Below are 13782 nucleotides of genomic sequence, written 5' to 3'. Positions count from 1 at the left end.
CATGACTGTGAGCGAGCAGGCCGACATGGTCGTCCTTGGCCTGGGACCCGGAGGCGAGTACGTCGCGGGGGCGCTGGCAGAAGCCGGGTAGAGGTGGTGGGGATCGAGGCGGAACTGGTCGGGGCGAGTGTCCGTACTGGGGGTGCGTGCCCAGCAAGATGATGATCCGTGCCGGGAACCTGCTCGCCGAGGCAGGCCGTGCACCCTCCCTTGCCGGTGAAGTAAGGGTGACTCCCGACTGGAGCCGCGTTGCCGGACGTATCCGGGGCGAGGCCACCGACGACTGGAACGATCAGGTGGCCGCCGACCGGCTCGCGGCGAAGGGCGGCCGGCTTGTACGCGGAACGGGACGGCTCACCGGGCACTACACCTACCCCACCATCCACCGGACTGTGGAAGCCGCTCTGGGAGCCCTTCGCTGAGCCGCCTCCCGGGGCGTACGCGGTGAGCCGGACGAGGGTACGGGGGATCCGGCGGCGTCATGCCGGGCCGGGACCCCGGTGAGCCGCACAGGAGCCACGTCGCTGGAACTCCTCTTCGACCTGTGCTTCATAGCGGTGGCGCAGGCGTCCGCGAGCCTGAGCACAGTGGTGACCGGGGCCGGCCTGGCGGCGTACGCCAAGCTGATCACGCGGCGCACCAATGTCCCGTCACCGGCGGCGGGTCTCGCGATCACCGTGCCGGCGGCGATCCTCCTGATCACCGTCTGGGCCGTACACGTCCGGCCGCAACCAGCAGAGCGGGGCCGAACACCTTGCGTTTCCCGCTGTAGCGGTCGCTGTTCTGGTGGCCGGGCACTCCTCGGCGCCAGCCGTGATCGCCGGCCTGCTGGCAGCGGCCCTGGTCGTCGTGGTCACGGCGGGCGACCGGATCGGGCGAGTGCGGCATCGAGGTGGAAACACGGCTGCGCGGACGAAACGAGTTCGTCCGCGCATCCGGTGTGCCGCTGGTCAGCTCGTCGCCCGTACCGCTTCGCGGATCAGGTCGGCCACCTCCTTGGGCTGGGAGACGGCGACCGCGTGCGACGCGCCCTCGATCTCGACGACGGTCGCCCCGGCGCGCTTGGCGCCGAACCGCTCGACCTCGGGGTTGATCGCCTCGTCCGCTCCGGCCACCAGGGCCCAGGACGGCTTGGTCTTCCACGCGGCCGCGGCGGCCGTCTCCTCGAAGGCCGCGGCGGCCAGCGGCCGTTGGGCCACGGCCAGGGCCTTGGTGACGTCGGCGGGCACGTCGGCGGCGAAGATCGACGGGAAGGCGTCGGCGGCGATGGTGACCTCGACCGCGGGGTCACCGCCCTCAACGGGGTACGTCCATTGCTTCAGGTTGCTGGCCAGCGGGGAGAGCGGGAAGCGGCCCTGCAGTTCGCCGAGACTCTCGCCTTCCTCCAGGGCGTAGGCGGCGACGTAGACGAGCCCGACGACGTTCTCCGTGACGCCGGCCACGGTGATGAGGGCGCCGCCGTAGGAGTGGCCGACCAGCACCACGGGGCCGTCGATCTGGGCGGCCACGGAGGCGACGTAGGCGGCGTCGGCGGCGAGGCCGCGCAGCGGGTTGGGCGGGGCGATCACGGGGATGCCGTGGGCCTGCAGTTCGGCGATGACGCCGGACCAGCTGGCTGAGTCGGCGAAGGCGCCGTGGACGAGAACGACGGTGGGCGCGGTCGTGGTCATTTCGGGGTGTCTCCTCGATTTCAGGCGGTGTGCAGGGCAGCGCGCAGGGTGCCGGTGGCCAGCGTGATGGCAGCCTCGGCAGCGTGGGTCTCGCGCAGGGCGTTGAGCATCACGAAGTCGTGGATGATGCCCTGGAAGCGGACCGAGGTGACCGGAACGCCCGCCTCGCGCAGCTTGCTGGCGTACGCCTCACCCTCGTCGCGCAGCACGTCGGCCTCGCCGGTGATGACCAGGGCCGGCGGGAGACCCGCGAGCTGCTCGGTGGTGGCCCGCAGCGGGGAAGCGGTGATCTGCGCCCGTTCGGCCTCCTGGGTCGTGTACTGATCCCAGAACCACTGCATGCCGTCGCGGCGCAGGAAGTAGCCCTCCGCGAACTGGTGGTACGAGCCGGTGTCGAAGCTCGCGTCGGTGACCGGGTAGAACAGCACCTGCTGCACCAGCGGAATGCCGCCGCGCTCCTTGGCCATCAGCGTCAGCGCGGCGGCCATGTTGCCGCCGACCGAGTCACCGGCGACCGCGATGCGGGCGGCGTCCAGCCCCTTCGTCGCACCCTGCTGAACGACCCACTGCGCGACCGCGAAGTTCTGCTCGATGGCGACCGGGTAGCGGGCCTCGGGCGACAGGTCGTACTCGGGGAAGACCACGGCGGCGCCCGCGCCGACGGCGAGTTCCCGCACCAGGCGGTCGTGGGTGTGGGCGTTGCCGAACACCCAGCCCGCGCCGTGGATGTAGATGATCACGGGGAGGGTGGCCTCGGCGCCGGCGGGCTTGACGATGCGCGCCCGGACGCTGCCTGTCGGCCCGCCCGAGACGGTGATCCACTCCTCGTCGACGGCCAGCTTGTCGATCTCGCCGGACTGCACCTCGTCGACGGCCTTGCGCCCTTCCGTCGGGGGCAGGTCGAACAGGTACGGCGGATTGGCGGTCGCCTTCGCGAAAGCGGCTGCCGCGGGTTCCAACAGCGGCTGTACCGGCTGGATGGCATCGGACATGTGAATCTCCTGGAATGGTCATGGAGAAGCCGGCCCTTCCGGCAATAAGGCCGCCACGCTAAACCACCGAGCACACGGCAATTGCCCACAGGCGCACGGCTGCTTTCCTCTCAGTGCACGGTTGCCTTCGAGCCTCTCCCCTCCCGTTCAGATCCCATTCAGAGCATGGATGAGCCAGTGCACTGAAAGAACAAGTCCTGTGCACAGGCAGAACATGGGGGCACATCTGCCGTGCCTATCGTGATGGCGAAGCAACCGCGGCCCCTCACACACCGGGCCTGTCCTCGTTCTCAGGGCACGACGAGTGTCGGTGGAATTCGCTCGGTTCGATTCGAGCAAACGGGTGAGCGAGCGGGACGAAATCACCAAAGTCCGCCGCTACCCGTCATGACTCGAGTCGAAGTCGTTCTCCCGGAGGGGATTGCAAGAGATGCCAACCATGCCCGTCGGCGGACTGGTTCCGCAGGCCGTCCACAATGCCGCGGACCTCGTCGTCCGCAACGCGAAGGTCCACACCGGCGACCCGGGCCGCCCGCACGCGGAGGCGCTCGCCATCCACGACGGCGTCATCACGGTCGTCGGTGACGACAAGGACGTGGCTCCCCACATCGGCGCGGGCACGAAGGTGGTCGACGCGCTCGGGCGACGGGTGATCCCCGGCCTCAACGACGCCCACCTGCACGTGATCCGCGGAGGCCTCAACTACGTACTGGAACTGCGCTGGGACGGCGTACGCAGCCTGCGTCAGGGCCTGGCGATGCTGCGTGAGCAGGCCGCTCGTACCCCGAAGGGCCAATGGGTGCGGGTGGTCGGGGGCTGGTCGGCCGAGCAGTTCGCCGAACGCCGACTGCCGACCGTCGCCGAACTGAACAGCGCCGCCCCTGACACACCGGTGTTCGTCCTGCACCTGTACCAGTCGGCCGTGCTGAACCGGGCGGCGCTCAAGGCCGCCGGCTTCACCAAGGACACCCCTGACCCCAAGGGCGGGCAGATCGTGCGGGGCCGGGACGGGGAACCGACCGGCATGCTGCTGGCCGCTCCCAGCGCCCTCATTCTGTATTCGACCCTGGCCAAGGCGCCGGTGCTGGAGAGCGAGGAGGACCGGAGGACCTCCACCCGGCACTTCCTTCGCGAATTGAACAGATTCGGTCTTACCTCGGCGATCGACGCCGCCGGCGGCTTCCAGAACTTCCCTGACAACTACGCCACCGTCATCGAACTGGCCAAGGCCGGACAGTTGTCGCTGCGTATCGCCTATCACCTGTTTCCGCAAACTGCGGGTCAGGAAATCGACGATCTCGCCCGCTGGGTCGAAATGGCCCGCCCCGAGGACGGGGACGAATGGCTGCGGCTGAACGGTGCGGGCGAGAACCTCACCTGGGCAGCGGCGGATTTCGAGAACTTCGCGCAGCCGCGTCCGGAGCACGCCCCTGACTACGAGGCGGAGTTCGAGAAGGCGGTGCGCCTGCTCATGGAGAACGGGTGGGGCTTCCGCCTGCACGCCACGTATGACGAGACGATCCGCCGCGATCTCGCGGTGTTCGAGAAGCTCGCCGCGGAAGGGCTCTTCCCGGCCGGCAACCGGTGGTTGTTCGATCACGCGGAGACCGTCTCCCCAGACAGCCTCGACCGTGTCGCCGCCCTCGGCGGAGCGATGTCCGTGCAGAACCGCCTGTCCTTCCAGGGCGAGGCGTTCCTACGGCGCTACGGCCCCGGAGCCGCCGCGGACGCCCCGCCCATCCGAGCCATGCTGGACCGCGGTCTGACCGTGGGCGCCGGCACCGATGCCACCCGGGTCTCCACCTACAACCCCTGGGTCGCCCTGCACTGGCTGGTCAGCGGCCGCACCGTCGGCGATCTGACCCTGCGCCCGCCGACGAACCGCGTCGACCGGCAGACGGCGCTGGCGATGTTCACCCGCGCCGGCGCCGCACTGACCGGCGAGGACGACGTCAAGGGCGTGCTGCGGCAGGGATGTTACGCGGACCTGGCGGTGCTGTCCGAGGACTACTTCGCCGTGCCCGAGCCGGACATCGCGCACATCGAGTCGCTGCTGACGGTGACCGGCGGCCGGATCGTCTACGCCACTGCCGAGTACGAGGGGCTCGACGAGGAACTGCCCCCCGTCAGCCCGGCCTGGAGCCCGGTGGCGCACTTCGGCGGCTACCAGGCGTCCCATCGGGCGGCCCTTCCCGGCGCCCACCAGGCGGAGTTGCTCGGACAGGCCGTCGCCGAGTCGGAGCAGCACCGCCAGTGGCGCATCGCGCGCGGCCTTACCCCGGGCGCCGTGAGCATTCCGTTCGATCCCTGCTTCCTCTGAACTCCCGGAAGGTGCCTGGCCCTTGTGCCGCCCCTTCCGGGACACCCACCAGCTCCGTCCACCGGACGGGTCTTCCCACGGCACGGACAGCAGTCCGCGCCACCCCTTACCAAGAGAGGCTCACCACCATGGTCAACATCGCCAACGTCACCGCCGCCCCCAGCCCCGACCTGCTCACCCCGGACAACTGCGCGGTGCTGTTCGTGGACCACCAGCCGCAGATGTTCTTCGGCACCGGCAGCGGCGACCGCACCGCGATCATCAACTCCACGGTGGGCCTGGCGAAGTCCGCGAAGGCGTTCGACGTGCCGGTCGTCCTGAGCACCGTGGCCGCCGAGTCGTTCTCCGGCCCGATCATGCCGCAGCTGGCGGCGGTCTTCCCCGACCAGAAGATCATCGACCGCAGCACGATGAACGCCTGGGAGGACCTCGCCTTCGTCGAGGCGGTCAAGGCCACCGGCCGCAACAAGCTCGTCATCGCCGGCCTGTGGACCGAGGTCTGTGTCGTCCTGCCCGCGCTCTCCGCCATCGCCCAGGGCTACGAGGTCTACGTGGTCACCGACGCGTCCGGCGGTGTCAGCCCGCAGGCCCACGAACACGCCATCCAGCGCATGGTCCAGGGCGGCGCGATCCCGGTCACCTGGGTGCAGGTCCTCCTGGAGCTCCAGCGCGACTGGGCCCGCACCGAGACGTACGCCGCCGTGGGCGACGTGGTCAAGGAGCACGGCGGCACCTACGGCCTCGGCATGGTCTACGCGCAGGCCGTCATCGGCGCCCACGCCGCCGGCTGATCCCCGCACCGGAACAAGAACGCCAGGAACAGGCAGGAACACGATGGACGCTGGACTGTTGGTCCTCCGGCTGGTGGTGGGGTTGCTCATCGCCGGGCACGGGGTGCAGAAGGTGACCTTCCGGCTCGGAGGCAACGGATTGGCGGGCGGGACCGAGGAGTTCCGCCGTGACGGCTTCCGGGGCGGCCGGCTGACCGCCCTCGTCGCGGGAGCGAGTCAGATCGGTTCCGGCCTGTTCCTGGCGGTCGGCCTGCTCACGCCCCTGGCGGCGATGGTCGCCATGGGCGTGATGACGGTCGCGGGCACCGTGAAACGGCCCAAGGGGCTGTGGGTCCAGAACGACGGTTACGAATACCCCCTCGTCCTCATCGTCGTCTCCGCCGCACTGGCCCTCACCGGGGCCGGGCGGTGGTCCGTGGACCACGCGCTGGGGGTCACCTCCTGGCCGGTGTGGGCCGCTGTCGTCGTGATCGTGATCGGGCCGGCGAGCGCGCTGCTCACCCGCGTGGTGCTGCACCGGCCGGCCGGCGCAACGGAAGGGAAGCGATATGCAAAGGCTGCTGACTGACGCGGTCCGCACCCTGGTACCGCGCGGAGAGGAACGCCACGGCCCGCTGCCTCCCCTGATGCTGATCCTGACGGTGGCCACCGGCCTGGTCGACGCCGTGAGCTACCTGGCGCTCGGGCACGTCTTCGTCGCCAACATGACCGGCAACGTCGTCTTCCTCGGGTTCGCTCTGGCCGGCGCCGAGAGCCTGTCCGCGCTCGCGTCCGTCGTCTCGTTGGCCGCATTCCTCCTCGGCGCGCTCGCAGGGGGAAGGCTCGGCACTCGGTTCGCCCTGCACCGCGGGCACCTGCTGCGCGCGGCGTCGGCCGTGCAGACGGTGCTGGTCGCGGTCGCCCTGGTGGTCGCCGCCGTCTCGGACGGCAAGGTCACCACCGATGTCCGGTACCCCCTGATCGTGTTCCTGGGACTCGCCATGGGCCTGCAGAACGCGGTCGCCCGGCGCCTGGGCGTTCCGGACCTCACCACGACCGTCCTGACCCTGACCCTGACGGGCCTGGCAGCGGACTCCACCCCGGCCGGCGGCGAGGCGCCACGCCCCGGCCGCCGGGTCCTCTCCGTGCTGGCCATGTTCCTCGGCGCCCTCGTCGGAGCGCAGCTCGTCCTGCACGGCCATCTCGTCCTCACCCTGGGCCTGACGCTTGTGCTGCTCGCAGTCACCTCCGTGAGCACCCACCTTCTCTCGACCGCTGATGCCACCTGGATCCGGCCGCGGCCCTGAACAACACACCGGCCCACCGGTGGCACTGCGCCGCGGGAACGCATCCTGCGCGCTGACGGTCAACAACGACCGGTGAGCCGGTCCTGGTTTCCACACGACAACAGTCATCTGACATACGCACATCTGCCGGCGTCAAGCGTCCGCACCTACCCCGCATGGACCACCCATGAGCCCCGCACCACCCTCCACACCGACACAGTCTCCAAAGCCGGATTCGCCATGGGCGCCGCTCGCAGCGCGCGTCTTCCGGGCGCTGTGGATCGCCCAGTTGGTCTCCAACATCGGCAGCTGGATGCAGATGGTGGGCGCCCAGTGGCTGCTGATCGGGCACGACGCGGCACTGGTGACGCTCGTCCAGACGGCTTCCAGCCTGCCCGTCGTGCTCCTGGCTCTGCCCTCGGGCGTGGTCGCCGACCGCTATGACCGTCGCCGGGTGCTCCTGGCCGCGCAGTTGGCCATGCTCGCGGTCTCCGGCGCGCTGACCGCGCTGGCGTTCGCGGACGCGCTCACCCCGGTGCTGCTGCTGGTGCTCACCTTCCTGCTGGGATGCGGCAGCGCGTTGATGGGCCCGGCCTGGCAGGCGATCCAGCCGGAGCTGGTGGAGCGCCGCCAGCTCGGACAGGCCGCCGCGCTCGGCGGCGTGAACATGAATCTGGCCCGCGCCCTCGGACCGGCCGTGGGCGGAGTGGTCGTGGCAGCGGCGGGCGCGGGGTGGGTATTCGCCTTCAACGCCGCTTCCTATCTCGGCATCGCCGCCGTCCTGCTGCTCTGGCGGCCTCCCCGGACGGTTGTCCCCGCTCCCAGCGGTGAGAAGCTGCTGACCGCCCTCGACGCAGGCCGTCGCTACGTGTGGTATGCACCGGGCATCCGCCGAGTCCTCCTGCGCATGATCCTGTTCATCCCTGGTGGCTCCGCCCTGTGGGCGCTGCTGCCGCTCGTCGCGAGCCGCTCCCTGCACCTGGGCTCGGGCGGCTACGGGCTGCTCCTGGGCGCGGTCGGCGTCGGAGCGGTGGCGGGGGCGTTCGTGCTGCCCCACAGCAACCGGGTGCTCGGCGCCAACGGCACTCTCGGCAGCGGTGCCCTGGTTTTCGCGGGCGTCCTGGTGGTCCTGGCCACCGTACGCATCCCGTGGCTCGTGACGGTGGCGCTGCTGTTCGCCGGTCTGGCGTGGATCGGGGTCCTGTCCACCCTCAACGCGGCCATGCAGACGCGGCTTCCGGGCTGGGTCAGGGCCCGTGGCCTCGCCGTCTATCTCCTTGTCTTCCAAGGCGGCCAGGCGCTGGTGGCGCCACTGTGGGGCGCCCTCGCCGACCGGCTGGGGCTCGCCGTCCCCCTCCTGGCCGGCAGCGCGTTGCTGCTGGTCAGTGCCATCAGCCTGCGTCGCTGGCCGCTGCACGGGTCGGAGGGCGTCGACCCCTCCCCCTCCGAGCACTGGCCGGTCCCGCCCCTGGTGTTCGAGCCCGGGCCGGCCGTCGGCCCGGTGCTGGTCACCGTCTCCTACCGCGTCGCCCCGGGGAACGGATCCGCCTTCAGTGACTGCATGGATCACGTCGCCCGTTCCCGGCGGCGCACCGGAGCGCTCACATGGGGTCTGTACCAGGACGGACTGGATTCCGGGCACTTCATCGAGAACTACCTCGTCGCCTCCTGGTCAGAGCATCTCGCCCAGCACAGCGACAGGCTCACCCTCACCGACCGCCGCTACGAGGAGCGGGCACGCCGTCTCCTCGTCCCCGGCACCCGGCCAGAGGTCACCCATGCCTTCGACACGTCCTCGGGACCCGTCGTCCCGGAAGGAGGCGGTGCTCAGTGAGCAACGTCGAAACAGAGCCAACCGAGTTGCACCGCGGAACACCGGCCGACGGCGAACGGAGCGCGGGAGTCCCGCACATCGACGTACTCGCCCCACGGGACGTCCCCCTCGGCGGCCCACGGGCGATGAAAGTACGGCGCACACTGCCGCAGCGCGGCCGGACCCTGATCGGAGCCTGGTGCTTCGCCGATCACTACGGCCCCGACGACGTCGCCGTCACGGATGGCATGGACGTCGCCCCGCATCCGCACACCGGGCTGCAGACGGTGAGCTGGCTGTTCGGCGGGGAGATCGAGCACCGGGACAGTCTCGGAAGCCACGCGCTGGTACGACCGGGCGAGCTGAACCTCATGACGGGCGGGTACGGCATCAGCCACTCGGAGGCCTCGACCGCGCAAACCACGGTCCTGCACGGCGTCCAGCTGTGGGTGGCGCTGCCCGAACAGCACAGGTACGCGGAACGCGATTTTCAGCACTACGTACCCGGCCCCGTACGGATCGCCGGAGCCGAAATCAGGGTGTTCCTGGGCTCCTTCGCCGGCGACGTCTCCCCCGTACCGACCTTCACGCCCCTGCTCGGTGCCGAGATCGTCCTGGAGCCCCGCGCGGCCGTCACGTTCGCCGTCGACCCCGGCTTCGAGCACGGCCTTCTCGTCGACCACGGGCCTGTCCGCATGGCCGACACGCTTCTGCGTCCTGCGGAGTTGGGATACACCGACACCGGAAGCGACGCGTTGACGCTGACGAACGAGTCGGACGACAGAGCCCGGACCGTCCTGCTCGGCGGAACGCCGTTCGACGAACAGATCGTCATGTGGTGGAACTTCATCGGCCGTAGCCATGAGGAGATCGTCCGGGCCAGGGAGGACTGGCAGAACGCCTCCGACCGCTTCGGCGCCGTCGAGGGGTACGACGGGGACCGTCTCCCCGCGCCGGCCCTGCCGAACGCCGTGATCGCACCGCGCGGAAATCCACCGCGCCCCTGACCAGCACCAACCGAAAGGATCCCGATGACCCAGCCTTCCGCCACTCCGACCGTCGAGCGAGTGGACAACCGACACCGATACGAAATCCTTATCGACGGAAAGCGCGTCGGCCTGACCGCCTACCGCGACCGTGGTGAGCAGCGGGTCTTCTACCACACGGAAGTCGACGACGCCTTCACCGGACAGGGACTGGCCGCGCAGCTGGTCCATGAGGCACTCACCGACGTGCGCGGGTCGGGCAAGCGCATCGTGCCGGTCTGTCCCTATGTGGCCAAGTACCTGAACCTGCATGAGGAGTTCAACGACATCACCGACCCGGTGACCCCGGAGGTCCTGCAATGGCTGGAAAGGGAGTCGGGCTGACGGCCGAGTCGATCGGGAGAGGCCGCGCGGAGGCGTCCTCCCGCCTCGTCGCACCGCCGGTCAACCGTGGAGGATGGTCGATGCCCCGGGCTGTGGCGGCCATCACGCCTGCTCCGGCGGTGACACTGCTCCGGGTCTACAGCTGGAACCTGCGATGACCGTCGGCAGGTCACCGACGCATGGCATGGAGATGGGACCGCCCTCTCACTTGACGGCTCCGCTGGTGACGCCGGCGGCGACGTGGCGCTGAGCGACGACGAGCAGCACGGCCGCCGGGACGGAAGCCAGAACGGCGGTGGCCATGATGGCGTTCCACTGGTTCGTGTGGGCGCCGATGTACTGGTAGATGCCCAGGGTGATCGGCCGTACGGTCTCCGTGGTGGTCAGCGTGAGGGCGAAGAGGAAGTCGCTCCACGTGAAGAGGAAGGTGAAGAGGGCGGTAGTGATCAACGAGTTCGCACTCACCGGAAGCACCACGGAGCGGAAGACGCGCAGCCTTCCCGCGCCGTCCACTCGCGCGGCGTCGATGATCTCCCTGGGAATACCCTGCATGAACGAACGCAGGATGATGATCGCGAAGGGGACCCCGGCGGTCGAGTCGGCGAGGATCAGTCCGAGGTAGGAGTTCAGGAGGCCCAGGTCGTTGTAGGCGCTGTAGAGCGCGTTGGCCACGACGATGCTCGGCACCATCTGTGTGACCAGAACGCCGAAGAGCACGAGGTTGGTTCCTCGGAGGCGGAACTGGGCCAGCGCGTAGGCCGCCGGGGCGGCGAGCGCCAGGCTGAGCGCAACGCTGCCGAGGGCCACGACGAAACTGGTGACGAGGTTGCGTCCCTGATCGCGCACTGCCGTGGCGTAACCGCTGAAGTCCGGGTGAAAGGGGAACCAGCCTCCGTACAGCGCGTTGCCCGCCGGCTGCAGCGAGGCATTCACCATCCAGTAGACGGGAAACAGCATCAGCGTGAGCAGGACGATCCCGACAATCGTGGACGGCCAGCCACGCTTCGGCGCGCGCTTCACAGGATCTCCTCTCAGGCGTTCCGGGCGCGCCGGTTGGCGCGCAGGTAGACGAGGGCAAAGACGAGCGAGATGACGATGAGCAAGTTGCTCATCGCGGCGCCGCGTCCGAACTCGAACTGCTGGAAGGACAGTTCGTAGGACTGGGTGGCGAGGGTCTCCGTGGCGTTGGCTGGTCCTCCGCCCGTCACTACGAGGATGATGTCCAGCAACTTGACCGTGTAGACGACGCCCAGCACCAGTACGACGCTGACCACGGGCCGCAGCAGTGGCCAGGTGACATGACGGAACGACTTCACCGGACCGGCGCCGTCCAGCTTCGCTGCTTCGTACAGATGTGTAGGGATGTCCTGTAGGCCGCCGTAGAGGATCACGGCGTTGAAGGGGATCCCGACCCAGATGTTGACCAGGATCACCGACACGAGCGCCTGGGAGGTGCCGGTGAGCCAGGGGATGCCGGACGACAGCAGGTGGAGGTGGCTCAGTGCGCTGTTGACGACTCCGGAGTCGGTGTCGAGCATCCACCTCCACGTCGTTCCGGAGACGACCAGCGGCAGCAGCCACGGCAGCAATAGGAGGGACCGCAGAACGCCGCCGAGCGGGAAGCGCCGCTGGAAGAACAGGGCCAACGCCAGGCCGATCACAAATTGCCCGAACAGCGACCCGACGGTGAACAGGGCAGTGGTCAGCAAGACCTTGGAGAACAGGTCCGACGACAGGATCCTTGAGTAGTTCTCCAGCCCCACGAACGGCGCGGCACCGGTGTAGAACGTCGCGGTCGTGTACTGCTGGAAGCTCATCACGATGTTCTTGACGATCGGGTAACCGAAGAACATCAGAAGGTATGCCGCCGCGGGCACGATAAACATCCCCTGGCCGAGGGACTCCCACCTGCGTGCCCGGACCACGACCCTCTCCCTGCGGCGCGCGTCCTCGTCCTCCGTCGCACGAGTGCCGGTCCCGGCGTCGGCGGCGCCGGCTTCCTGCCCGGTGCCGGTCCGGAGGGCCCTGGACAGATCAGGAACCCGTCGCGATCCGCTGCGCATCCTCGAGCGCTTCCTCCGGTGTCTGCTCCCCGGTCAGCGCGGACTGGATCGCGGTGTATATCCCGGTCGCCGCCTTCGGCCACTTGACGCCGAGCTCGCGGGTACGGGCCCGTGCCCCTTCAACGGTTTTGACGAAGGCAGCCATCGACGGGACCTGTTCGGCGTACTGGGAGGCCACCGCGGTGCGGGAGGGCACGGTGAAGTACTGCTCGGCCAGGGCGAGCATGTTCTTGGAGTCGTTCAGGCAGGCCAGTACCTGGGCGGCCTTCTCCTGCCGGGCCTTGGAACCGGTCTGCGGGACCGTCCACACCTCACCGCCGAGCGGTGTGACAGGCGCCTGCCCCGCCCGGGGGACGGGTATGGGTGCCACCGCCCAGTGCAGGTTCTTGGCCTGGTTCAGGGCGGGGATCCGCCAGGGGCCGTTGACCATCATGGCTGCCTTGCCGGCGACGAACTGGTCGTGGACATCGGCCTGGGTCCAGTTCAGCACCGACTTCGACATGGATCCGCTCTTCACCAGATCGACCCACAGCTGGAGTGCCTGCGCGGCCTGCGGGGTGTCCAAATCCTTCTCGTCCCCGCCGTTGGACCACAGGAAGGGCAGGAACTGCCAGGTGCCCTCGAAGGTGGCGTTTGCGTCGACCGCCATGCCGTAGCGCCCCGGGCGGGTCAGCTTGGCCGCCGCCGCCTTCAGCTCGTCCCAGGTCCTCGGCACGGCTACGCCGGCATCGGCGAGCATGTCCTTGTTGTAGACGAGCGCGATCGTGCTGACGGTGGGTGCCAGTCCGTACACCTTTTCCTTGTAGGTGCCCGCCGACAGGATGCCCTCGGCGAAGCCGCTGGAGTCGATGCCGTACTGGTCCAGTGGAGTCAGCGCGCCGGTCTGCGCGATCTGCTGCAGGTCGGGGTTGTCCAGCATCAACAGGTCGGGAAGGGTCCGTGACGACGCCCGCTGCAGGACCTTCGGGACGAGCGACGCGCCTGGAACGCTGGTGTGCTCGACCTTTACGCCGACGCTCTTGCCGCAGGCGGTGAGCCGCTTGCTCCACTGGCTGTGTTCGGTTGCGTCGGTGTAGTAGTCGAGCGCGGTGATGGAGGTGACCTTGCCCGTGGCGGATCCGTCGCCGGTTCCGTCACCGCAGCCGGTGGCAGCCAGTACCAGGGCGACGGATCCGAAGAGGGCGGCGATCCGCCGCGTCGGCGGTCTGACCGGTGAAAACATGATGGTGCCTGTTCCCGAGTGACATCTGTGGCCGGAATGTCGGTCTCGGGGGGTGAAGGAGGTGCGAGGGTCCCGTGACGACTCGGTCAGCGTAAGCGCACGTGACGAGGCCAAGACGCCTGGGTCAGTAACAAAACGGTCTATAACAGGTTCTTCCCGGTGACCATCAAGCCCAGCGTTCGCCCAGGTCAGCCGCGAGGACAGGGCTGCGGCCGTTGAGCTGCTCGACGGTGACCGTCCCGCCACACAGCGGCTCGGGGAGGACGCAGCACCCGG

General features: G+C 69.1%; 13 protein-coding genes. 8 read left to right on the top strand and 5 right to left on the bottom strand.

The genetic code is table 11. From position 1 onward, the window contains the following. Positions 1-146: 146 nt before the first annotated feature. Entirely contained in the window at positions 147-422 is a 276-nt protein-coding gene (locus tag QF037_RS46395; protein WP_307036084.1) for a hypothetical protein, read from the top strand. 528 nt (positions 423-950) lie between these two features. Here QF037_RS46395 and QF037_RS46390 read toward each other — a convergent pair. Then, on the bottom strand, positions 951-1670 hold the full coding sequence (locus QF037_RS46390) for an alpha/beta fold hydrolase (protein WP_307036082.1): 720 nt from the start codon (positions 1668-1670) through the stop codon (positions 951-953). Between the two features lie 20 nt (positions 1671-1690). Next, complete coding sequence (locus tag QF037_RS46385; protein WP_307036079.1) at positions 1691-2662, bottom strand: alpha/beta hydrolase; 972 nt, start codon at positions 2660-2662, stop codon at positions 1691-1693. Between the two features lie 430 nt (positions 2663-3092). On the opposite strand from QF037_RS46385, the gene QF037_RS46380 reads away from it, so the two are divergent. The 7 genes from QF037_RS46380 to QF037_RS46350 all read left to right on the top strand — a co-directional run bounded on the left by QF037_RS46380 (position 3093) and on the right by QF037_RS46350 (position 10221). Next, on the top strand, positions 3093-4982 hold the full coding sequence (locus QF037_RS46380) for an amidohydrolase (protein WP_307036078.1): 1890 nt from the start codon (positions 3093-3095) through the stop codon (positions 4980-4982). Positions 4983-5110: 128 nt separating this feature from the next. Next, positions 5111-5773, top strand: coding sequence for a hydrolase (locus tag QF037_RS46375; RefSeq protein WP_307036075.1), 663 nt, complete (start codon positions 5111-5113; stop codon positions 5771-5773). A 43-nt stretch (positions 5774-5816) separates the two neighbouring features. Further along, entirely contained in the window at positions 5817-6341 is a 525-nt protein-coding gene (locus QF037_RS46370; protein WP_307036073.1) for a DoxX family protein, read from the top strand. Further along, positions 6322-7059, top strand: coding sequence for a YoaK family protein (locus tag QF037_RS46365; RefSeq protein ID WP_307036071.1), 738 nt, complete (start codon positions 6322-6324; stop codon positions 7057-7059). The genes QF037_RS46370 and QF037_RS46365 overlap by 20 nt, the downstream gene beginning before the upstream one ends. A 166-nt stretch (positions 7060-7225) precedes the next feature. Then, positions 7226-8872, top strand: a complete 1647-nt coding sequence (locus tag QF037_RS46360; protein ID WP_307036070.1) for an MFS transporter — start codon at positions 7226-7228, stop codon at positions 8870-8872. Further along, on the top strand, positions 8869-9858 hold the full coding sequence (locus QF037_RS46355) for a pirin family protein (RefSeq protein WP_307036067.1): 990 nt from the start codon (positions 8869-8871) through the stop codon (positions 9856-9858). The genes QF037_RS46360 and QF037_RS46355 overlap by 4 nt, the downstream gene beginning before the upstream one ends. A 24-nt stretch (positions 9859-9882) precedes the next feature. Continuing rightward, positions 9883-10221 (top strand): GNAT family N-acetyltransferase, encoded by a 339-nt coding sequence (locus tag QF037_RS46350; RefSeq protein ID WP_307036065.1) that lies wholly within the window; start codon positions 9883-9885, stop codon positions 10219-10221. Positions 10222-10425: 204 nt separating this feature from the next. Here QF037_RS46350 and QF037_RS46345 read toward each other — a convergent pair whose 3' ends face one another. The 3 genes from QF037_RS46345 to QF037_RS46335 all read right to left on the bottom strand — a co-directional run bounded on the left by QF037_RS46345 (position 10426) and on the right by QF037_RS46335 (position 13506). Then, complete coding sequence (locus QF037_RS46345; protein ID WP_307036063.1) at positions 10426-11241, bottom strand: carbohydrate ABC transporter permease; 816 nt, start codon at positions 11239-11241, stop codon at positions 10426-10428. Positions 11242-11252: 11 nt separating this feature from the next. Beyond that, positions 11253-12107, bottom strand: a complete 855-nt coding sequence (locus tag QF037_RS46340) for a carbohydrate ABC transporter permease (protein WP_307037743.1) — start codon at positions 12105-12107, stop codon at positions 11253-11255. Positions 12108-12255: 148 nt separating this feature from the next. Continuing rightward, positions 12256-13506, bottom strand: coding sequence for a sugar ABC transporter substrate-binding protein (locus tag QF037_RS46335; RefSeq protein WP_307036061.1), 1251 nt, complete (start codon positions 13504-13506; stop codon positions 12256-12258). Positions 13507-13782: the final 276 nt, after the last annotated feature.

Origin of the sequence: Streptomyces canus (assembly GCF_030815415.1) — a bacterium.
Classification (GTDB): domain Bacteria; phylum Actinomycetota; class Actinomycetes; order Streptomycetales; family Streptomycetaceae; genus Streptomyces; species Streptomyces canus_F.
This window is presented reverse-complemented; position numbering and strand designations above follow the sequence as displayed.